The organism is Kaistia granuli DSM 23481, assembly GCF_000380505.1.
Classification (GTDB): Bacteria; Pseudomonadota; Alphaproteobacteria; order Rhizobiales; family Kaistiaceae; genus Kaistia; species Kaistia granuli.
The window spans coordinates 172,164-193,270 of the sequence record NZ_AQYH01000004.1 but is presented as its reverse complement, the minus strand read 5'-3'; the positions used below and the strand labels follow the sequence as shown (position 1 = coordinate 193,270).

The 21,107-nt window shown below is 67.7% G+C and carries 17 protein-coding genes; 9 read left to right on the top strand and 8 right to left on the bottom strand.

Translation table 11 applies throughout. From position 1 onward, the window contains the following. Positions 1-66 precede the first annotated feature (66 nt). Together G342_RS0104815 and G342_RS0104810 are read left to right on the top strand one after the other, a co-directional pair. Entirely contained in the window at positions 67-288 is a 222-nt protein-coding gene (locus G342_RS0104815) for a NepR family anti-sigma factor (protein WP_018181974.1), read from the top strand. Between the two features lie 69 nt (positions 289-357). Beyond that, positions 358-903 (top strand): sigma-70 family RNA polymerase sigma factor, encoded by a 546-nt coding sequence (locus G342_RS0104810; protein WP_018181973.1) that lies wholly within the window; start codon positions 358-360, stop codon positions 901-903. A 63-nt stretch (positions 904-966) separates the two neighbouring features. Here G342_RS0104810 and G342_RS25595 read toward each other — a convergent pair whose 3' ends face one another. Together G342_RS25595 and ribB are read right to left on the bottom strand one after the other, a co-directional pair. Next, on the bottom strand, positions 967-1,131 hold the full coding sequence (locus G342_RS25595; RefSeq protein ID WP_018181972.1) for a DUF1328 domain-containing protein: 165 nt from the start codon (positions 1,129-1,131) through the stop codon (positions 967-969). 76 nt (positions 1,132-1,207) lie between these two features. Next, entirely contained in the window at positions 1,208-2,311 is a 1,104-nt protein-coding gene (ribB, locus tag G342_RS0104800) for a 3,4-dihydroxy-2-butanone-4-phosphate synthase (RefSeq protein ID WP_018181971.1), read from the bottom strand. Between the two features lie 167 nt (positions 2,312-2,478). Between ribB and G342_RS0104795 the strand changes: the two genes are divergently transcribed. Then, the gene (locus G342_RS0104795; protein WP_018181970.1) at positions 2,479-3,228 is read left to right on the top strand and encodes an SDR family NAD(P)-dependent oxidoreductase; all 750 of its coding nucleotides are present in this window, start codon (positions 2,479-2,481) and stop codon (positions 3,226-3,228) included. A gap of 84 nt (positions 3,229-3,312) precedes the next feature. Here the strand turns inward: G342_RS0104795 and eno are convergent, their stop codons facing one another. The 3 genes from eno to G342_RS25930 all read right to left on the bottom strand — a co-directional run bounded on the left by eno (position 3,313) and on the right by G342_RS25930 (position 5,963). Beyond that, positions 3,313-4,605: a phosphopyruvate hydratase gene (gene eno, locus G342_RS0104790; RefSeq protein WP_018181969.1), complete on the bottom strand. Its 1,293-nt coding sequence runs from the start codon at positions 4,603-4,605 to the stop codon at positions 3,313-3,315. Beyond that, entirely contained in the window at positions 4,602-5,606 is a 1,005-nt protein-coding gene (locus tag G342_RS0104785) for a phosphotransferase family protein (protein ID WP_018181968.1), read from the bottom strand. Before G342_RS0104785 ends, eno begins: the two co-directional genes overlap by 4 nt. A gap of 123 nt (positions 5,607-5,729) precedes the next feature. Further along, positions 5,730-5,963 carry a hypothetical protein gene (locus G342_RS25930; protein WP_156830806.1) on the bottom strand — a complete coding sequence of 78 codons (234 nt, stop codon included), beginning with the start codon at positions 5,961-5,963 and terminating at the stop codon, positions 5,730-5,732. Here G342_RS25930 and G342_RS23265 point away from each other — a divergent pair. The 4 genes from G342_RS23265 to G342_RS0104765 all read left to right on the top strand — a co-directional run bounded on the left by G342_RS23265 (position 5,962) and on the right by G342_RS0104765 (position 11,967). Further along, entirely contained in the window at positions 5,962-6,591 is a 630-nt protein-coding gene (locus G342_RS23265; protein WP_018181967.1) for a TetR/AcrR family transcriptional regulator, read from the top strand. The two genes, G342_RS25930 and G342_RS23265, sit on opposite strands and share 2 nt — an antisense overlap. A 78-nt stretch (positions 6,592-6,669) precedes the next feature. Beyond that, positions 6,670-7,875: an efflux RND transporter periplasmic adaptor subunit gene (locus G342_RS0104775; RefSeq protein ID WP_040878292.1), complete on the top strand. Its 1,206-nt coding sequence runs from the start codon at positions 6,670-6,672 to the stop codon at positions 7,873-7,875. Then, complete coding sequence (locus tag G342_RS0104770; protein WP_018181965.1) at positions 7,872-11,279, top strand: efflux RND transporter permease subunit; 3,408 nt, start codon at positions 7,872-7,874, stop codon at positions 11,277-11,279. Before G342_RS0104775 ends, G342_RS0104770 begins: the two co-directional genes overlap by 4 nt. Before the next feature lie 379 nt (positions 11,280-11,658). Next, entirely contained in the window at positions 11,659-11,967 is a 309-nt protein-coding gene (locus G342_RS0104765; RefSeq protein WP_018181964.1) for a Dabb family protein, read from the top strand. Between the two features lie 244 nt (positions 11,968-12,211). On the opposite strand, the gene G342_RS0104760 is transcribed toward G342_RS0104765, so the two are convergent. The 3 genes from G342_RS0104760 to G342_RS0104750 form a co-directional block, all read right to left on the bottom strand. Continuing rightward, positions 12,212-15,478 (bottom strand): error-prone DNA polymerase, encoded by a 3,267-nt coding sequence (locus tag G342_RS0104760; RefSeq protein ID WP_018181963.1) that lies wholly within the window; start codon positions 15,476-15,478, stop codon positions 12,212-12,214. 412 nt (positions 15,479-15,890) lie between these two features. After that, the gene (locus tag G342_RS0104755) at positions 15,891-17,453 is read right to left on the bottom strand and encodes a Y-family DNA polymerase (protein WP_083931087.1); all 1,563 of its coding nucleotides are present in this window, start codon (positions 17,451-17,453) and stop codon (positions 15,891-15,893) included. Further along, positions 17,344-18,153, bottom strand: coding sequence for an ImuA family protein (locus G342_RS0104750; protein ID WP_018181961.1), 810 nt, complete (start codon positions 18,151-18,153; stop codon positions 17,344-17,346). The genes G342_RS0104755 and G342_RS0104750 overlap by 110 nt, the downstream gene beginning before the upstream one ends. A 315-nt stretch (positions 18,154-18,468) precedes the next feature. On the opposite strand from G342_RS0104750, the gene G342_RS0104745 reads away from it, so the two are divergent. Beyond that, positions 18,469-20,304 carry an ABC transporter ATP-binding protein gene (locus G342_RS0104745; RefSeq protein ID WP_018181960.1) on the top strand — a complete coding sequence of 612 codons (1,836 nt, stop codon included), beginning with the start codon at positions 18,469-18,471 and terminating at the stop codon, positions 20,302-20,304. Positions 20,305-20,364: 60 nt separating this feature from the next. Next, a complete protein-coding gene (locus G342_RS0104740; protein ID WP_018181959.1) occupies positions 20,365-21,063 on the top strand; it encodes a helix-turn-helix transcriptional regulator in 699 nt (232 codons plus the stop codon). Positions 21,064-21,107: the final 44 nt, after the last annotated feature.

Genomic DNA, 21,107 nt, shown 5'->3' with positions numbered 1-21,107 from the left:
GCCATCCGAGCAGCCGCACCGTTGCAATTGTAGAGGACGGGGCCCTTGGGCACTCAAGGAAAAAAAATGGATAAAGAGAGCATGGTGAAGGACGCCGAGTTTCGCTCGGCGCTCGCGCCGGAACCGAGCACACAAGGAGAAAAGGAAGATTGGATCGGCCGCCAGCTGCGCCGTGTCTTCGACAGTGCGCTGAGCGAGCCATTGCCGGACGATATCATGTCGTTGCTCGACCGGATCGACGACGCGCAGCCGGCGGACAAGCCGGAGGGCTCCAAGGGGCCAGCATGACCCCCGCCGCATTTGCCCCGAGACCAGGCCGAAGACCGGGCCCGAGACAAGCACTGCCAGGAGAGCGTCATGAAGAATGAACTGGTCGAAGCCCTGCCGATGCTGCGCGCCTTCGCCCGCTCGTTGAGCGGAAATCGCGATCGCGCCGACGATCTGGTGCAGGAGACCGTCATGCGCGCCCTCGCCAATCGCGACAAGTTCCAGGTGGGAACCAATCTCCATGCCTGGCTGGTGACGATCCTGCGCAACCAGTACTATTCCGAGGGCCGCAAGCGCCGGCGCGAAGTGGAAGACGCCGAAGGCGCCCATGCCGCCCGCCTCGCCGATCTGGGCGCCCAGCAGGGTCATCTCGAGCTGGACGACTTCCTGCGCGCCATGCAGCTCCTGCCGGATGAACAGCGCGAGGCCTTGGTCCTGATCGGCGCGAGCGGCTTTTCCTACGAGGAAGCGGCCGAGATCTGCGGCGTCCGCGTCGGCACGGTGAAGAGCCGCGTGTCCCGCGCCCGCGCCCGTCTGGAAGAGGTGATGCGCGGCGGCGTTGCGCTACCGCCCGTCGAGATGGCGCAGCGCTCGGTCCAGGAGATCGAGAAGGCCATGGCAACCCGCACCGGTTGAGCTGCCGCAGGTCAGGCATAAAAAAAGCCCCGCGATCGACGCGGGGCTTTTTTGGATTGCGACTCAGGTGCGCCGCATCATGTGCATGACGCCGGAAATCAGGAACAGGATGATCGCAACCACGAAGATGATCTTCGCGATGCCGATCGCCGTCCCTGCTATGCCTCCGAAGCCGAGAATTGCAGCGACCAGCGCGACGACGAGAAAGAAAATCGCCCAACTCAGCATCAAAGCCCTCCATGGGTGCCTGCGGCAGACTTGCCGCTCACCTATTCAATGCGAGAGCCTTGACGGAGTTCCAGATTTACTCGCCGGCGCTTTCGCGACCGGTGATCTCGATGCCGAAACCCTGCAGGCCGACATATTGGCGCTCCTGCGACGACAGCAGGCGGATCGAGCGAACCTTCAGATCGCGCAGGATCTGGGCGCCGACGCCGATCTCGCGCCAGCGTTCCTTGCGCTGCCGCGCCGACATGTGCCGCTCTTCGCCGTCGCCGGCGGCCGAACCGTCCGGCCGGACGACGGCCGGATCGCGGATCAGCACGAAAACGCCGCGATCGGCGGAGCCGACCTTGCGCAAGGTCGTCTCCAGCCAACTCTTCGAATCCGGCCCGCGCGAGATCAGGTCTGAGATCGGATTGGCGCGATGGATGCGCACCAGCACGTCCGCCTGCTCCGCCACGTCGCCGAAGACGATGGCGAGATGCTGCAACGGATCGAACGGCGTCTCGTAGACAAAGGCCGTCGCGGTGCGGCCGCCGACCGGCACCTGGAAGCTGTCGACGACCTTGACGAAGCTCTCCGTCCGGGCGCGATAGGCAATCAGATCCTCGATCGAGACGATCTTGAGGCCGTGCTCCCTGGCGAATTCCAGCAGTTCCGGCAAGCGCTTGACCGTGCCGTCGTCATTGACGACCTCGGCCAGGACACCGGCCGGCTCCAGGCCGGCGAGCCGGGCGAGATCCGTCGCCGCCTCGGTATGGCCGGAGCGGATGAGAACGCCGCCCTCGCGGGAGATCAGCGGAAAGATATGGCCCGGCCGCAGGAAGTCCGTCGCGGTGCAATTGTCGTTGGCGAGCGCCTGGATCGTGTTGGCCCGTTCCTCGGCCGAGATGCCCGTGGTCAGCCCGACCTTGTAGTCGACGGTGACGGTGAAGGCGGTGCGCATCGGGTCGCGGTTGTTGGCGACCATCGGCGGCAGGTGCAGGGCCTCGGCGCGATCCGCATTCACCGGCACGCAGATGATGCCGCTGGTATGGCGGATCATGAAAGCCACCTTCTCCGCCGTCGCTTTCGACGCCGCCATGATCAGATCGCCCTCGTTTTCGCGATCCGTATCGTCGACGACGACGACCAGTTCGCCGGCTGCGATCGCTGCGACGGCTTCTTCAATCGTGTTGAGGGCCATGAACCACGTCCTGAAAGCAGGGAAGATGACGCCCTTATAAGCGATCAAGACCGGATCGCCACTCCGGCGGCGTGAAAACTGGGTTGTCTGATGACCCGCTGCCCCTTACCAGTATCGCCACCGTAAAGGCTGCGCGGTTCGGACGCGCATAGAGGAAGAGAAGACGAATGGCAGATAATCAGCGTTTTTCCGGTCGCGGCGCGATCGTGACGGGTGGCGCCTCGGGAATCGGCTTCAAGACGGCTGAACGCATTGTTTCCGAGGGCGGAACGGTTTGTCTCTGGGACGTGGACGCTGCGCGGATCGAAGCCGCCAAGTCGGCGCTCGGCCCGAACGCCCATGGCGTGCAGCTCGACATCTCCAAGCCCGATCAGGTCGAGGCCGCGGCGAAGACCGCCGAAGCCCATCTCGGCAAGATCGACATCCTGATCTGCTCGGCAGGCATCGCCGGCAAGAACGCGCTCGTCGTCGACTATCCGATCGACGAATGGCAGCGCGTCTTCGACATCAACGTGCACGGCCTGTTCTACTGCAACCGTTTCGTCGCGCCCCTGATGAAGAAGAACGGCTATGGCCGCATCGTCAACGTCGCCTCGATCGCCGGCAAGGAAGGCAACCCGACCGCCTCGGCCTACTCCGCCGCCAAGGCGGCCGTGATCGGCCTGACCAAGTCGCTCGGCAAGGAACTGGCCAAGGACAACATCACGGTCAACGCCATCACGCCGGCGACGATCGACACGCCGATCCTGAAGCAGGTCAGCCAGGCCCATATCGACTACATGCTGTCGAAGATCCCGATGGGCCGCTTCGGCACCGTCGAGGAAGCCGCCTCGATCCTGACCTGGCTCGCCAGCGAGGAATGCTCGTTCACAACCGGCGCCGTGTTCGACCTGTCGGGCGGCCGCGCGACGTACTGATCGACGTCGCATTCAAGATCGAGCCCTCCGGCCCGGCGCGCTGTGCACCGGGCCGGAGGGCTTTTTTTTGTTGCGCGCGGCGGCTCAGCCGGCCTTGCGCAGGCCGAGCGCCGCCTTGCCGGCATAGGTCGCGTCGGCGCCGAGCGCTTCCTCGACCCGCAGCATCTCGTTCCACTTCGCCATCCGCTCGGAGCGCGAGAAGGAGCCGACCTTGAACTGGCCCGCGTCCCAGCCGACCGAGAGATGGACGATGGTGACATCTTCCGTCTCGCCGGAACGGGCGGAGATGATGGTGCCGAAGCCGGCCTTCTTACCGGCGTCGAGCGCGGCCTTGGTCTCGGTGACTGTACCGGCCTGGTTCGGCTTGACCAGCACGGCCGTCGCCGAGCCCTTGGCGGCCGCCGCCTCCACACGCGCGGCGTTGGTGACGAGGAAATCGTCGCCGATCACCTGGCAGCGATCGCCATAGCGCTCGGTGAAGGCGATGAAGCCGGCCTCGTCGTCCTCGGCAACCGGATCTTCGATCGACAGGATCGGATAGGTGTCGAGCCAGCGACCGAGCAGGTCGATCATGCCGGACGTATCCATCTCGCTGTCATCCAGCGCGAGCTTGTAGCGGCCGTTGCGGCCGAATTCGGAAGCCGCGATATCGAGCGAGATGCCGACATCCGGCCCGGGCGTGAAGCCGGCGTCGGAAATCGCGCCGACCAGCTCGTCCAGCGCCTCCTCGTTCGAGTTGAAGGCCGGCCAGAAGCCGCCCTCATCGGCGACGCCCTGCAGCTTGCCGGCCTTCTTCATCCGGAGGCCGGCGGCGCGATAGACCTCGGCCGTCCAGTCGAGCGCCTCGGCGAACGAGCCGGCGCCGGGACAAATCAGCATGAAGTCCTGCACGTCGACCCGCCGCGCCGCGTGCGCTCCACCGCCGAAGATCTGGATCTCGGGCACGGGGATGCGCACCTTGCTGCCCCCGGCGAGATAGCGCCAGAGCGGCTCGCCGGCGCCGGCGGCCGCCGCATGCAGCACCGCCATCGAGGTAGCGATCAGCGCGTTGCCGCCCAGACGCCCCTTGTTCGGCGTGCCGTCGAGCGCGATCAGCGCCGCATCGATGCCGGCCTGGTCGGAAGCGTCCATCCCCTTCAATGCCGTGGCGATCTCGCCCTGCACCGCCGTCACCGCCCGCACGACATCATGGCCGCCGAAGCGATCGCCGCCATCGCGCAGGTCAACCGCCTCGCCGGTGCCGGTCGAGGCTCCCGCCGGCGCGATGGCACGACCGATGGCGCCGGAGCCGAGATGGATTTCCGTCTCGACCGTCGGCCGGCCGCGCGAATCCCAGACGCGGCGGCCAAGGACCTTGGTGATAGTCGTGTCGTTCACTTCGAGAGTTCCTCTTCCCATGCGTCGCGGATGGTGGCGAGAGCGGCAGGCGGGGTGGCGATCAGGGAGCGTGCCACCCGGCGCACCCGGTTCCGGTCTTCGTCGGTGGTGATGTATTCCGCCGGCGACTTGCCATCGACCCGGCCCAGGAACAGGCCGGGCAGGATGCGGGCGACGCGCGCCTCGACATCGGCGCGCGGCTCCCAGTCGACGGCGTCAAGATAGGCCGAAGCCAGCGCGTCGAACGAGGCGAGATAGGCGGCGCGGTTCGCCGGAACCCAGAGGCATTTCAAAAGCAGCTGGTTCAGGCAGAAGGCGAGATCGAAGGCCGGGTCGCCGTACCAGGCGCATTCGGCGTCGAGGAAGACCGGCCCCTTCGGTCCGACCAGGATGTTCTTCGGGCTGACATCGCCATGCACCAGCGCAATCTTCCGCGCCAGCGTGTCGCGCGAAATGGCCATCAGCTGCGGAGCGAGATCGGGATGCGCCTCGGCCGTCGCCTCGAGATAGGGCTCGAGCCGGATCGAATGGAAGATCTCATCCGTATCGAAGCGCGCCCGGATCGCGTCAGAACCCGCTGTCGCGCTATGGATGGCGGCGATCGCGCGGCCGACGGCGGCGGCGAAGGCCGGATCGGCGCGACCCGCCCGAAGTTCGGCCTTCCAGACCGGATGGTCCTCCGGCTGCAGATAATCCATGGCGAACGCGCCGACGGCAGCATCATGCGCCAGAATGCGCGGCACGGCGTCTGGCACAACACGCCCCGCCTCCAGCAGCCACTCCACCTCGTTGCCGTTGCGCGACACCGGCGCCCGCCAGTCGCGCGCCACGCGCAGCTTCGCCAATGCCCGCTTCACGGCGAAGCGGCGGCCGCCCGCCTCGACCCGCCAGATATCGGAGGCGACGCCGCCGGTCAGCGGTTCCGCCACCATGGCCGCGCCATCCTCGACAAGACCGGCGCGCACCAGCCACGCCGCCAGTTCGCGGTCGATTGTCTCCATCCTCGCCTCCCCAGGCATGCTCGCCACCATTTCCAGCCGATCCGCTGCGCAGCCTGCTTGGAAACGGTGTCCTGTCTAGGCGATTTGCGATTGAAATACACCGGCGGAGACACGACTTGCTGGCTACGAAAGTCCGGAGCAGGCCTTTCCGGCGCTTGCGGCAGCCGGAATGGAAATAGCGAACGTCGGGTCATCCGGGCCTGTTGCGGATTTGCCGCAAAATTCCCGGCTCCGAACAAAATCGGCATCGATCGATAAAAAATCGCCCGAGACCTCCCCGCCTTCGTCTTGACTTAACGGCAGGTCATCCGCATCTGCTGCGAGCGAACATTCATTCGCACTTTTTTGGGTGACCATGACCGAGCTCGTCCTTCCGGATCCGACTGAAGTCCCGACCCGCGAAAGCACGCAGGACGCGCGACGCATGCAGATCCTCGACGCCGCCCGCACCTGCTTCGCCCGGTCCGGCTTCCGCGGCGCCTCGATGCAGGAAATCTGCGCCGAAGCCCGGATGAGCCCCGGCGGCCTGTACCGCTATTTCCCATCCAAGGAAGCGATCATCGAGGCGATCGCCCAGGACGAGCGCTGCGGCGCGGCCGAGCTGGTCGAGACCATGCGCGGCTCTGGCCCGCTGCTCGACCGGATGGTGAGCTGCGCCATGGGCTTCTTCGCCTATATGCGCGATCCCGGCGCCTGCGAGCTGATGGCCGAGATCAGCGCCGAGAGCCTGCGCAACACCGAAATCGGCAAGCGCTTCGCCAAGATCGACGAGACCGTGCGCGACACCATGCGCGAGATCTTCGACGAGGCGATCGCCAAGGGCGAACTGGCCCCGATCGCCGACATGGATGCCACGATCAGCATGCTGCAGGCCGCCGTCGACGGCATTGCCCTGCGCCAGATCAACGACCCGGACCTTACACCAGCCCGGACGGAGCCTCTGCTGCGGCGGCTCCTCGCCGGGATGTTGGGAATGAACGCCTGAGCGGCTCAAAGGCGGCGTCAGACCGCCCTTGCCGCATACCAGAGGGACCGCCGAGGCGGTCGAACGAACATGAAGCGCATGACCCGTCTGGCGGCCTCGGCCGCCTTCGTCGCCGCCGTCGCCGCCGGAGCCCTGGCGCTGCCGGAATCGATGTTCTCCGCCGTGGCCGAGGAGCCTGCTGCCCCCGCCGCCGCGCCGAAGCCCCCCGCCATCACCGTGGTTCCCGCCGCCCGCAAGGAGATCGTCCAGACCGCGATCGTCGTCGGCTCGCTGGTGCCGCGCGAGGAAATCCTGGTCGGCGTTGATCTCGACGGCATCCGGCTGACCGATCTGGCGGCGGAGGAAGGCGACCGTGTCAAGGCAGGCCAGGTGCTCGCCCGGCTCTCGACCGATACGCTGGAGGTCCAGCTCGCCCAGAATGCCTCGTCGCTCGCCCGCAACGACGCGGCGATCGCGCAGGCGAAGAGCCAGATCGCCGAGGCGACCGCCATCGAGGCGCAGGCCAATGCCTCGCTCGACCGGGGTGAATCACTGAAGAACAAGGGCATCGTCGCCCAGGACGCGCTCGATCTGCGCAGTTCCGCCGCCAAGACCGCCGCCGCCCGTCGCGACGCCGCGACCCAGGGCCTGGCGCTCGCCGAGGCGGACAAGGCCCTGACCGAAGCGCAGCGCCGCGAATTGCAGTTGCGCGTCGCCAAGACCGAGATCAAGGCGCCGACCGACGGCCTGGTGCTGTCGCGCTCGGCCCGCATCGGCGCCATCGTGTCGAGCGGCGGCGAACCGCTGTTCCGGCTGGCCGAGGACGGCGCCATCGAGCTCGAGGCGCAGGTGCCGGAAGCCGAACTCGCCCAGATCGCCGTCGGCCAGCCGGTCAAGGTCACCGTGCAGGGCATCCCGGACGGCATCCAGGGAACCGTGCGGCTGGTCTCGCCGAAGATCGACGACAGCAGCCGTCTCGGCCGGCTCCGCGTCGCACTCCCCACCGACGCCAAGATCAGCGCCGGCGCCTTCGCGCGCGGCACGGTCGAGCTCGCCCGCCGGGAGAGCGTGAGCGTGCCGGTCTCGGCCGTCGTCACCACGGCCGGCGAGGCGACGATCCAGGTCGTCGTCGACGGCAAGGTGCAGACCCGCCCGATCAAGACCGGCATTTCCGGTCGCGGCATGGTCGAGGTTCTGGAAGGCGTCGCGATCGGTGAGGCCGTCGTGCTGCGCGCCGGGACGTTCGTGCGCGACGGCGACGCCGTCACCGCCGTCGAGGCTCCGGCCGAAGGAGCGAAGGGATGAGCTGGAACTTCTCCGCCTGGGCGATCCGCAATCCGGTTCCGCCCATCCTGCTGTTCGTCGTGCTCTGCGCCTTCGGCATCGTCTCGTTCATGGGACTGCCGATCACGCGCTTCCCCAACATCGACGTGCCGCTGATCTCGGTCAACGTCACCGACGCCGGCACGGCGCCGGCCGAGCTCGAAACGCAGGTCACCAAGAAGGTCGAGGACGCGGTTGCCGCGATCACCGGCGTCAAGCATGTCTCCTCGACCGTCACCGACGGCCAGTCGTCGACCGCCATCGAGTTCCGGCTCGAGGTCAACACCGACCGCGCCCTCAACGACGTCAAGGACGCCATCGCCAAGATCCGCGGCGACCTGCCCCGCACCGTCGACGAGCCGATCATCCAGCGCATCGACGTCGAAGCGCAGTCGATCATGACCTATGGCGCGCTGGCGCCGACCCTGTCGCCGGAGCAGCTTTCCTGGTTCATCGACGATAGCGTCATCCGCGACCTGCAGGCGCTGAAGGGCGTCGGCCGGGTCGAGCGCATGGGCGGCGTCACCCGCGAGATCCAGATCCGCCTCGATCCGGACCGGCTGATGGCGCTCGGCGTCACGGCCGCCGACGTCAACCGCCAGCTCCAGATCACCAATGTCGATCTCGCCGGCGGCAAGAGCGAAGTCGGTAACCAGGAACAGACCATCCGCACGCTCGCCGGCGCCAAGACGATCGAGGATCTCGCCAATGCGCGGATCGTCATCTCCGGCGGCCGCGAGGTTCGGCTCGGCAATCTCGGCACGGTCGAGGACCATTGGGAGGAGCCGAAATCCTTCGCCCGCCTCGACGGCAAGCCCGTCGTGGCGCTCGCCGTCTACCGCGCCAAGGGCGCCAGCGACGCCTCGGTCGCCGATGTCGTCAACGCGAAGATCGCCGAGATCGACGCCGCCAATCCGGACGTCTCGTTCTCGATCATCGACAACACCGTCCACTACACCTACGGCAATTACGAAAGCGCGATGGACACCCTGTATGAAGGGTCGATCCTCGCCATCCTCGTCGTGCTGCTGTTTTTGCGCGACTGGCGCGCGACGCTGGTCGCCGCGGTCGCCCTGCCGCTTTCGGCGATCCCGACCTTCTGGGCGCTGTCGATGCTGGGCTTCTCGCTCAACCTCGTCAGCCTGCTCGGCATCACGCTGGTTACCGGCATCCTCGTCGACGACGCCATCGTCGAGATCGAGAACATCGTTCGCCATACCCGCATGGGCAAGAAGCCCTACCGGGCGGCGCTCGAAGCCGCCGACGAGATCGGCCTCGCCGTCATCGCCATCTCGACGACGATCATGGCGATCTTCGCCCCGGTCTCGTTCATGGGCGGCATCGCCGGCCAGTATTTCAAGCAGTTCGGCCTGACGGTCGCCATCGCGGTATTCTTCTCGCTGCTGGTGGCGCGCCTGATCACGCCGATGATGGCCGCCTACTTCATGCGCGCGCCCTATGTCGGCGACGGCTCGGACGGCCAGCCGGTCTATGGCGGCTTCCTGAACGATCTCGGCCGCCGCATCCGGGCTCTCATCCCGGTCGCGGTGGTGATCGGCCTCGGCGCGCTCGTCCTGCAGATCACCGGCGAAGCGCTCACTGGCGTGCCCCTGCTCGGCACGCTCGCCGAACGCGTCATGGCGATCGGCTGGACCAAGATCGCGCTCGGCGCACTGGCGATCGCCGCCGGCTTCGCGCTTGTCCGCGCCTGGCTCGGCCAGCCGCATCCGGCCGAGGAGCATGACGGCCTGATCATGCGGCTCTATACCGGCCTGCTCAAGGCGACGCTCGCCCGCGGCATGCGCTGGGTGACCCTCGCCATCGGCATCGCCACCTTCGCCATCTCGATCTGGGCGACCGGCCTGCTGCCCTCGGAATTCATCCCCGAGGGCGACGAGGGTCGGCTGGCCGTCTCGGTCGAACTGCCACCGGGAACGGGTCTCGCCGAAACCACTGTCACCACAGACAAGATCGCCGCGGCGCTCCGCACCATGCCGGAGATCCGCAGCGTCTTCGTCATGGGTGGGACATCGCCGACCGGCACGCTGGAGACGCGGCGCGCGGCCGTCATCCTCGAGCTGGTGCCGAAGGCCGACCGCACGGTCAGCCAGAAGGACATGAAGCCGCTCGTCGCCGCTGTGCTTGCCGATATTCCCGACATCCGCTTCTACGTGGTCAACGAACGCGGCGACCGCGAAACGACGATCGCCGTCACCGGCCCGGACGGCGACGCCGTCGCCAAGGCGTCCGGCGATCTCGAAATGGCGATGAAGGCCGACCCGATGTTCCTGAACCCGGTCGCGCTTTCCTCCTTCGCGCGGCCGGAAATCCGCATCGTGCCGAAGCTGGACGAAGCGTCGGCGCTCGGCATCGCGCCGGACCGGATCTCGGAGACGATCCGCGTGGCGACGACCGGCGACGCCGACGCCAATCTCGCCAAGTTCACCGTCGACGGCCGCCAGGTGCCGATCCGCGTCGAACTCGACCGGATCGCCCGCTCCGATCTTGCGATCCTGTCGGCGCTGCGCGTGCCACTGCCGGCGGGTGGCTCGGTGCCGCTCTCGACCGTCGCCGATGTCGGCTTCGGCCAGGGGCCGGCGACGATCGAACGCTTCGACCGCGAACGCCTGGTCAAGGTCGGCACCGACATGGCCAAGGGTTTCACCTCCGGCCAGGGCACCGAGCGGATCAAGACGATGGACGTCGTCAAGAACTTCCCCGACGGCGTCCGCCTGCAGGAAACCGGCGATTCCGAGGCCCAGGCCGAGGTGTTCTCCGCCTTCGGCGTCGCCATGGGCTCCGGCATCCTGCTTGTCTTCGTCGTGCTGATCATCCTGTTCAACAGCGTGTTCCAGCCCCTCACCATCCTCGCCTCGCTGCCGCTTTCGATCGGCGGCGTGGTGGCGGCGCTGCTTCTGACCAACAACGCGTTCTCGATGCCGGTCATCATCGGCATGCTGATGCTGATGGGCATCGTGACCAAGAACGCGATCATGCTGGTCGACTTCGCCGTCGAGCAGGTCAAGCACGGCATGGACCGCAAGGAAGCGATCATCGACGCCGGACGCAAGCGGGCGCGGCCGATCGTCATGACGACGCTTGCCATGGGCGCCGGCATGCTGCCGGCGGCGCTGGCCTTCGGCGAGGGCGGCGAGTTCCGCGCGCCGATGGCGATCGCGGTGATGGGCGGATTGTTCCTGTCGACGATCCTGTCGCTCGTCTTCATTCCGTCCGTCTACACGATCATGGACGACCTCTCGCATCTCGTGGCGCACCTGTTCCATCGCGCCTTCGCCCCGAACAAGGCGGACGAGGACGAAGATGGCGCAGCGCAGCAGCCGCCGCTTCCCGCGCTCACCAAGGAAATGCGGATCGCGGCCGAATAGGCGTCTCGAGCCCCGGAAGCCCCCCAGCCCTCTCCCGCACGCGGGAGAGGGCTTTTTTCTGCGCGCTACGTCGAGAGCCCGGTTCAGGCCGAAACGGATCGAGCAAAGTCCTCGACTAGATCAGCCTGCCGGCCCAGCGGCCCGATTGCCGCCCCCTGACGGCCGCGAGCAACGTCAGTGCTCCGCCCACCCTGACGCCCGCGAGCGAAAGAGCCCTCGCCCGCTTGCGGGAGAGGGTTGGGTGAGGGTCTTGCTTGAGGCGAACCCAATGCTTGGCCGGACACGGAGCTTTGGTCAGCCAGCCCCATGCGGCGTTCGAAACAGGTGACGTCCCGCCTCGGCGCCGCCTATCCTGCGGCAACGGAGGACCCCGAGAATCATGATCACCCACTGCGTCTTCATCCACTACCGCGCCGACACCACCGCCTCGACCAAGGTGGCGATCCTCGACGCGCTGCTGGCGCTCAGGCCCCGGATCGACGGATTGATCAACATCTTCGTCGGCAACAACATGAGCCCGGAAGGCCTCGACAAGGGCTTTTCGGAGGGCTTCATCGTGACCTTCCGCGACGCTCAAGCCCGCGACCAGTATCTGGCCGACGAGGAGCACGCGAAGGTCGGCGCCGCCATCGTCGCGGCGGCGGAAGGCGGCACGGACGGCATCCTGGTCTACGATCTCGAGCACTGAGGGGACTGCTCTCGCCCTGAAGGCTGCGCGGCCCTCGCCCGCCAAAGCGCCTTCCCTCCCCCATGCGGGGAGGGTCAGGGAGGGGCACCACCTCCCGGCCTCAGGATGATCCGCTCACAAACCTTTGTTGGATCGCGTTCTGCACGCGAGCCGGTATCCGCTTCGCTCAAAGCGCTCCAGCCCAGCCGGTACCCCCACCCCGGCCCTCCCCACAAGGGGGAGGTAGAAGTGGAGCCTCGCCTCCTCAATGAAAATCCCGCGATTTCGGGATGATGCGGACGTTGCGCGGGTGGCTGCCGGGGTGGCTCGGGCGACTCGGGTGGGCGAACTCGTCGGCGCGGGCGGGATCGAGCCTCGGCCGGCGATCCTCGGCCAGATGGTCGAGATCGGCCGTCCGGTCGACGAGCTTCTTCGCCACGAGATGCACGATGCCCTCGGGGCTCTTCTGCACATTGCCCTCGACCAGCACCAGCTTGGCGCCGATGATGGTGCGGCGGAAGGTGTCGAACAGCCGCGTCCAGACGACGACGTTGACGATGCCGGTCTCGTCCTCGAGCGTCATGAACACGACATTGCCCTTGCCCGGCCGCTGCCGCACCAGCACGACGCCGGCCGTTTTCGCAAAAGCGCCGTCGGAGAGCGCGGAGATCGCCGCCGCCGACAGGATGCGGTCCCCGGTGTAGCGCTCGCGCAAAAAACTCATCGGATGCGCTTTCAGGGACAGCCGCAGCGTCTGGTAGTCGGCGACGACATGCTCGGAAAGCGGCATGGAAGGCAGCGGCGCGTCCTGCTCGCGGCCGAGCTCGGCCGCGTCGGCGGCGGCGAAGAGCGGCAGGATCTCGGAGCTCGGCAGGCGGCGCACCTCCCAGAGCCCCTGCCGCCGGTCGAGGCCGAGCGAGCGCAGCGCATCGGCGTCGGCGAGTTTTTCATAGGCGCGCCGCTCGAGCCCGGTATAGCGGACGAGATCGTCCATCGCCGCGAAGCCGGCGCCCCGCCTTGCCGCGATCCTCTCCGCCCAGTCCTCGCGAAAGCCGTCGATCTGGCGGAAGCCGAGCCGCAGCGCCAGCCCCTCTTCCGTCGGCTCCAGCGTGTTGTCCCATTCGCTCGCATTGATATCGACAGGGCGGATCGGCACGGCGTGATCGGCGGCATCGCGAACAATCTGCGCCGGCGCATAGAAGCCCATCGGCTGCGAGTTCAGCAGCGCCGCGGCGAAGGCGGCCGGATGGTGGCACTTGATCCAGGCCGAGACATAGACGAGCCGGGCGAAGCTCGCGGCATGGCTCTCGGGAAAACCGTATTCGCCGAAGCCCCGGATCTGGTTGAAGCAGCGCTCGGCGAATTCGCGCTCATAGCCGCGCCGCACCATGCCCTCGACCATCATGCTCTCATATTTGTGCATGGTGCCGAGATGGCGGAACGTCGCCATGGCGCGGCGCAGCCCGTTGGCGTCGGAGGGCGAGAAGCGCGCCGCCACCATGGCGAGGCTCATCGCCTGCTCCTGGAACAGCGGCACGCCGAGCGTCCGCCCCAAAACCTGCCGGAGCTCGTCGGCCGGGCCATGCTCCGGCGATGGCGACGGGAAAGTGACCGGCTCCAGCTTCTGCCGGCGGCGCAGATAGGGATGCACCATGTCGCCCTGGATCGGCCCGGGCCGGACGATCGCCACCTGGATGACGAGATCGTAAAACTCTTTCGGCTTCAGGCGCGGCAGCATGTTCATCTGCGCCCGGCTCTCGACCTGGAACACGCCGATCGAGTCACCCGTGCAGAGCATGTCGTAGACGGCCGGATCCTCCCAGGGGATGGTGTGCAGCGCGTGGCGCTCGCCACCCGCCTCCTCGATCAGATCGAACGCCTTGCGGATGCAGGTCAGCATGCCGAGCGCCAGGATATCGACCTTCATCATCTTCACCGTGTCGATATCGTCCTTGTCCCATTCGATGAAGCTCCGGTCCTTCATCACCGCCGGGCCGCTCGGCACCAAATCGTTCAAAAGCTTCTCGGTCAGCACGAAGCCGCCGACATGCTGCGAGAGATGGCGCGGGAAGCCGCGCAGCTCCATCGCCAGCTTGACCACGCGCTCGATCACCGGGTTCCTCGGATCAAGGCCGGAGTCGCGAATATGCTTGTCCTGCACGGACGAGCCCCAGCCGCCACCCCAGACCGTGCCGCCGAGCGCCAGGATGACGTCCTCCGACAGGCCCATGGCCTTGCCGACCTCGCGGATCGCGCTCTTCGTCCGGTAGGCGATCACCGTGCCGCAGATGGCGGCGCGGTCGCGGCCATAGCGCTCATAGATGTACTGGATCACCTCCTCGCGCCGCTCATGCTCGAAATCGACGTCGATATCCGGCGGCTCGCGCCGCTCCGGCGAGAGGAAGCGCTCGAACAGCAGCTGATACTCGTTCGGGTCGACCGAGGTGACGCCGAGGCAATAGCAGACGGCGGAATTGGCGGCGGAGCCACGGCCCTGGCAGAGGATGCCGCGCCCGGTCGCAAACGCGACGATGTCGTGCACGGTGAGGAAATAGGGCGCGTAGCCGAGCGCCCCGATCATGGCGAGCTCCTTGTCGAGCGTCGCCGTGACAGAGGCCGGCACGCCGTCCGGATAGCGCTTCACCGCGCCCGCCCGCGCCAGCGCCTCCAGATGCGCCTGCGGCGTCATCCCGTCCGGCACGGTCTCGTGCGGATATTCATACTGGATCTCGTCGAGGGTGAAGCGGATCTGGCCGAGGAAGCGCGCGGTCTCCGCCACGGCGCCGGGAAAATCGCGGAACAGGCGCTCCATCTCGACGCCCGGCTTCAGATGCCGCTCGGCATTCATCGCGAGAATCCGCCCCGCCGTCTCGATCGTCGTCTTCGTGCGGATGCAGGTCAAAACATCCTGCAGCGGCCGCCGTTCCGGTGCGTGATAGAGCACGTCGTTGACGGCGAGCATCCGGACGCGGTGATCCCAGGCGAGCGCCGAGAGCGCGGCGAGCCGGCGGCGGTCATCCCCCTTGCGATAGAGCACGGCGGCGAGCCAGGTCCGCCCCGGCGCCAGCGCGGCGAGCCGGCCAAGCGCGGCACCGAGATCCGGACCGAGATCCCTCTCAAGCCGCGCCGGCGGCATCAGGATGAAGAGCGAACCTTCCGCATGTGCCGCGAGGTCGTCGAAATCGATGTGGCACTCGCCCTTCGGCGCCCGGCGCTTGCCGAGGCTCAAGAGCTGGCAGAGCCGGCCATAGTCGGAAAGATCCGTCGGATAGGCGAGGATGTCCGGCGTGCCATCGCGAAACACAAGCCGGACGCCGACGACGAGGCGGAAGCCGGCCGCGCGCGCATTGCCATAGTCCTCGCTGCCCCAGGCATCGTGGGCGCGGACGATGCCGGCGAAGGTGTTGCGGTCGGCGATGCCGATCCCCCTCAGCCCCAGCGCGTGCGCCTGGATGATCAGCTCGGCCGCGTGCGAGCCGCCCTCCAGGAAGGAGAAGTTCGACATCGCGGCGAGTTCGGCATAGGCGCTCATGGGCTTCGACGGAGCGATGGCGGAATGGCTGAAGCCTCGCTCGATCCGCGCTTTCCCCTCACCTCTCCCTGAGGGAGAACTCGGAGCAAAGCTCCGGGTGAGGGGTTAGGGAACTTGTCCGCGAGGCCGTAAACCCTCACCCGCCGGCCTTCGGCCGTCGACCTCTCCCTCAGGGAGAGGTGAAGGAAGCGCGCGCCCCGCATTACGGGCCAGACACTCAGGATGATGGAGCAGGCTGATAGCCCCTCACCCCAACCCTCTCCCGCAAGCAGAAGAGGGAGCGCGCCTGTCCCACGGGCTCGTCGCCCCGGCGAAGGCCGGGGCCCATGAACACCGTCCCAACCGTATGATCGCCAGCCGATGGATCCCGGCCTTCGCCGGCATGACGCCAGTGCGTGCGGTGCTCGGGTTCTCATGCGAACAGTCCATGCAAAAACCAGCGCGGCTGCGGCCGGTCGGCGGCGTAACCCCCCTCGCGATAGAGCCAGAAGCGAGCGCCCTTGCGGTCCTCGACGCGGAAATAATCGCGATCGGGGCCACCGTCGCGCCACCATTCCGGCGCGATCCGTTCCGGCCCCTCGGCGCGGGCCACCTGGTGCAGCACGCGGCGCCAGCGGAAGGAGAGCGGCGGGCCGTCCGGCACCTCGCCCAGCGCCTCGACCGGCTCGGGCGGGTCGAACAGGCTCAAGGGCCGGAGCGGCGGCTCGCCCGTCGCCGGCAGCTCGCCCCACTGCGCCTTGCCCTCCTCGCCGAGCGTGAAGACGGGGACCATGCGCGTCCGCCGCTCAGGGATGTGCGTGTCCTCGGGCACGAAGCCAAGCACGCGCTCCGGCCCGAAGCGGGCGCCGAGCCGGTCGACCAGATCGGCGACCGCCTCGTCATCGAGCGCGTGGCCGTCGAGGCTCGCCTGCGCGGCGACGAAGGGCTCGGTGCGGAAGGCGCCGAGGCGGATCAGGTCGAAGCCGAAGCCGGCATCGAGCGGAACGGAAAGCGCATCCAGTTTCTCGTGAAACAGTCGGGCGATCGCCTTTGGCGCCCGGTTCGGGCGGGCGGTGGCGACCGTGATGCGGCGGACGTCGCCGTCGACGCGGTAGAAGCTCGCCTCGAAGGAACGCCCGCCCTCGCCGCGCGTCTCGAGCAGCGACGCGACGTCGGCGGCGAGGCGGGCGAGCGTCGCCGCGATGTCGTCTTCATGCGCGATCGGCTGGAAGAAGATGCGCTCGGCGAGTGCTGCCGGCACCGGCCGGCGCGGCGAGATCGGATGCTCTAAGATTCCGGCAAGCCGCTCCAGCCGCTCGACGCAATCGGCGCCGAAGCGGGCGGCAAGGGGGCTGCGCGGCCTATCGATCAGGTCGCCGACCGTCTTCAGCCCGGCGCGGGCCAGCGCTTGCAGCCGGACCGGGTCAAGCCCGAGCGCTGATATCGGCAGCGGCCGCACGGCCGACGCCTCGCAGCCCGGCTCGACCACGATCCGGCGCGGCGAACGGGCGAGCGCCCGCGCCGTCGCCGGCGCGCCGGCGATCGCCCCGAAGGCGGTGAGGCCGAGCCCGTCCAGGCGGGTCAGGAGATCGTCGAGCAGCGCCGCCTCGCCCTTGAAGAGATGGGCGACGCCGGTGATGTCGAGCATCAGGCCGCGCGCGCCATGGCGGGCGACGAGCGGCGTGTAGCGATCGCACCAGTCGGCGATCGCCTCCACCAGCGCGTCGTCGGCGGCGGGATCATGCTCGGCGACGACGAGATCGGAGAGCCGCGCCCGCGCCTCGGCGAGCGACAGGCCCGGCGCGAGGCCGAGATCGATCGCCGCCGCGTCGGGGGCGGCGATCGCAATCGCGCCCTTCGCCTTCTCGACGATGACGAGCGGCGCCTCAGCCGGCAAGCCGGAATGCGGTGCGTTCGGCCGGCGGCGCAGCCGGTTCGAGGCGAGGAACGGCAGCCGGATCGCGCAATAGCGCCGGGGGTTTGAAGAGCTTTTCATCGCGGTTCCACTCCAGCCGCCACGGACCGCCGGGGGGGCCGTGGCGATGGCGCAACAGGGTCAGGTCGAAGGTCGGATGGCCGGGCGCGTTCATGGCCATCGGCGCGGCCGGGCCGGCGGCGACCTGCCAGCGCGTCTCCGCCCCGCCGGGCATCGGCCGCGCGCCCGGCCGGAGCAGCAGGACCGTCACGCCCGACGCCTCGGCGGCGAGCTGGAAGCGGCGCTGCACCGTCAGGTCGAGCGCCTTCGGCTCGCCCCAGGGCTCGACCAGGACAGCGCCGAGGGCTGCACAGCGGGCTGCCTCGCCGCCGGCGCGCAGCACGGCAAGCGGATCGCGCAGGCGGACCAGGATCAGCGCCGCCGGATCGAGCCCGAGCGCGGCGAGGCCGTCGCCATCGAGGCCGCCGCCCTCCCGCGCGGCATAATCCTGCCGGACCCAGACGACCGGCTTGCCGGCCGGCGCGGCGGCGACGGCCAGCGCCAGCGAGAAACCGCTCGCGGCGATGTTGTCGGCCCCGGTGGCGGCGTGGATCTCATGCAGCGCGCCGCGCGCCAGCCCGCCGCCCAGCGCCGCGTCGACGCAATCTCGATCGATTTCGATGCGCGACCGCGACGAGGCGACGCCTGGCGTTCCGGCCGTCGCCTCGATCGTCGCAATGCGCTGCCGCAATGCGGAAAGGGTCGCCTTCGCGGTGCTCATCGTTGTCCGTTCTTGCCCGATCCACGCCAATGTTCTCTATTTGTTCTAATACGACTCCAAACCGGGCAAGAGTCAATCGAGGAGGAAGCGAGCGTTCCGCCCTCCACAATCCCCGGCAGTTCCTGCCGATGCGGAACTTTTCGCCGCGCCCGCCAAAAAAGCCCGTGAAGCCGCTTAAGAATCACCACGAAGCGGGCTAACCTTCCTCCTCGACGACGCCCGGGCGCATCGAAGCCCGGACGCGTTCATCGCCCCGCTCCCCGCGCCGCGACGTTCGCTTCCTTCGCGCTCACCCCGCCTGCCGTCGAGACAATCATGTTCCGCTATTTCGAAGAACGGATTCCGGCCACCGCCCGTGGCATGCCCGGCGAACCGCCCGACACGCTCGCCGCCTTCTACTGGTTCTTCATCCGCCAGGTGCGCTGGTATTTCGCGGCCCTCCTGATGGCGGGGCTGACGGTGGCGCTGCTCGACGCCGCCATTCCGTTCTTCATCGGCCGCCTTGTCACGCTGCTCAGCCAGACCTCGCCGCAAGCGCTCCTCCGAGACCATTGGCACATCCTCGTCGGCATGGCGCTGTTCATGCTGATGGTGCGCCCGGCCGCGATCTTCGTGCAGAACCTGATCACCAACCAGATCATCGCGTCGGGCTTCACCAACCTGATCCGCTGGCAGAGCCACTGGCACGTCGTGCGGCAGAGCTGGTCTTTCTTCCAGCATGATTTCGCCGGCCGCATCGCCACCCGCGTCATGCAGACCGGCGTCTCGGTGCGCGACAGCGCCGTCTCGTCGATCAACGCGGTCTGGTACATCGCCGTCTACGGCACCAGCGCGCTCGTCCTGCTCGGCCACAACAATTTCTGGCTGATGCTGCCGACGCTGGTCTGGTTCGTCTGCTACGCGACGCTGCTCCGCATCTTCGTGCCGCGGCTGAAGGGCCGCTCGGTCGAGATGTCGGAGGCGCGCTCGCTGATCACCGGCCGCATCGTCGACAGCTACACCAACATCATCACGGTCAAGCTGTTCGGCCGCGCCCGCGAGGAGGACGATTACGTCCGCGAGGCGGTCGACTATCACACCAGCGTCTTTCGCGGCCAGCTGCGGCTGATCACCCTGTTCGGCCTGGCGCTGGCGCTCAACAACGCCATCCTGGTCGTCTCGACCGGCGCCATCGCCGTCCGCCTCTGGTCGTTCGGGCTGATCGAGGTCGGCGTCGTCGCCATGGTGCTGCCCTTGACCTGGCAGATCGCCAACATCGCCGGCTTCGTCGCCCAGCAGGTGACCGCGATCTTCGAGAATATCGGCGCCGTGCAGGAAGGCATGATGTCGATCGCCAGTCCGCTGCGGCTGACCGACCGGCCCGGCGCCGAGCAGCTGAAGGTCGCCAAGGGCGGCATCGTCTTCGACCGCGTCAACTTCAATTATGGCCGCTCCGGCGGCATCATCGACGAGCTGTCGCTCACCATCAAACCCGGCGAGAAGATCGGCCTGGTCGGCCGCTCCGGCGCCGGCAAGTCGACGCTGGTCAATTTGCTGCTGCGCTTCTTCGACCTCGAGGGCGGCCGTATCCTGGTCGACGGCCAGGACATCGCCACCGTGACGCAGGAGAGCCTGCGCGAGCAGATCTCGGTCGTTACCCAGGATACCTCGCTCCTGCACCGCTCGATCCTCGACAACATCCGCTATGGTCAGTCGCATGTGACGCTGAACGGCGTCGAGGAGGCGGCGCGGCGCGCGCATGCGCACGAGTTCATCGGCGATCTGGAAGACTGGCGCGGCCGCACCGGCTACGAGGCGCATGTCGGCGAGCGCGGCATCAAGCTCTCCGGCGGCCAGCGCCAACGCATCGCGATCGCCCGCGTGATCCTGAAGAACGCGCCGATCCTGATCCTCGACGAGGCGACCTCGGCGCTCGATTCCGAGGTCGAGGCGGCGATCCAGGAGCAGTTCGAGAGCCTGATGGCCGACAAGACGGTGATCGCGATCGCCCACCGGCTCTCGACCATCGCGCGCATGGACCGGCTGATCATCCTCGACAAGGGCCGCATCATCGAAAGCGGCACGCATGAGGAACTGCTGGCGCTCGACGGCCACTATGCCTCGCTCTGGCGACGTCAGTCGGGCGGCTTCCTGGCCGAGGAGGCGGCGTAGGATCTTCTCTCGCGCCGATGCTGCCAATTTGTGGCACCATGGCGCGAGAAGGGATCGCCCATGTCACGCTCGCAGCGCCTGCTCGACCTGATCCAGATCCTGCGCCGCCACCGTCGGCCGGTGAGCGGGCATGTGCTGGCGGACGAGCTCGGCGTCAGTATCCGCACGCTCTATCGCGACATCGCCACGCTGCAGGCGCAGGGCGCCTCGATCGAGGGCGAAGCCGGCATCGGCTATGTCCTGAAGCCGGGCTTCATGCTGCCGCCGCTGATGTTCTCCGAGGACGAGATCGAGGCGATGGTGCTCGGCTCGCGCTGGGTCTCCAAGCGCGCCGATCCCCGGCTGGCGCTGGCGGCCGGCAACGCGCTCGCCAAGATCGCCGCCGTGCTGCCTCCGGATCTGCGCGAGGATCTCGACAGTTCGACCTTGCTGGTCGGGACCAGTTCCACCGAGACGCCCGGCGTCGACCTCGCGCTTATCCGGGCCGCGATCCGCCGGGAGCGCAAGCTTTCCTTCGCCTATACGGATGCGGCCGGCGCCGCCTCTGAGCGAACGGTCTGGCCGTTCGCGCTCGGCTTCTTCGAAAAGGTGCGCATGCTCGTCGCCTGGTGCGAGACGCGGCAGGATTTTCGCCATTTCCGCACCGAGCGGATCGCCGACCTCGTGGTGACGGAGACGCGCTATCCACGCCGGCGACAGGCGCTTCTGAAGGACTGGAAGATCGCCGAGGGCATCAGCCATCCGACGCTGCTGCCATAAACTGACAGCAGGAGCGCCTAACCTGCCTCCATCCACAACGGAGG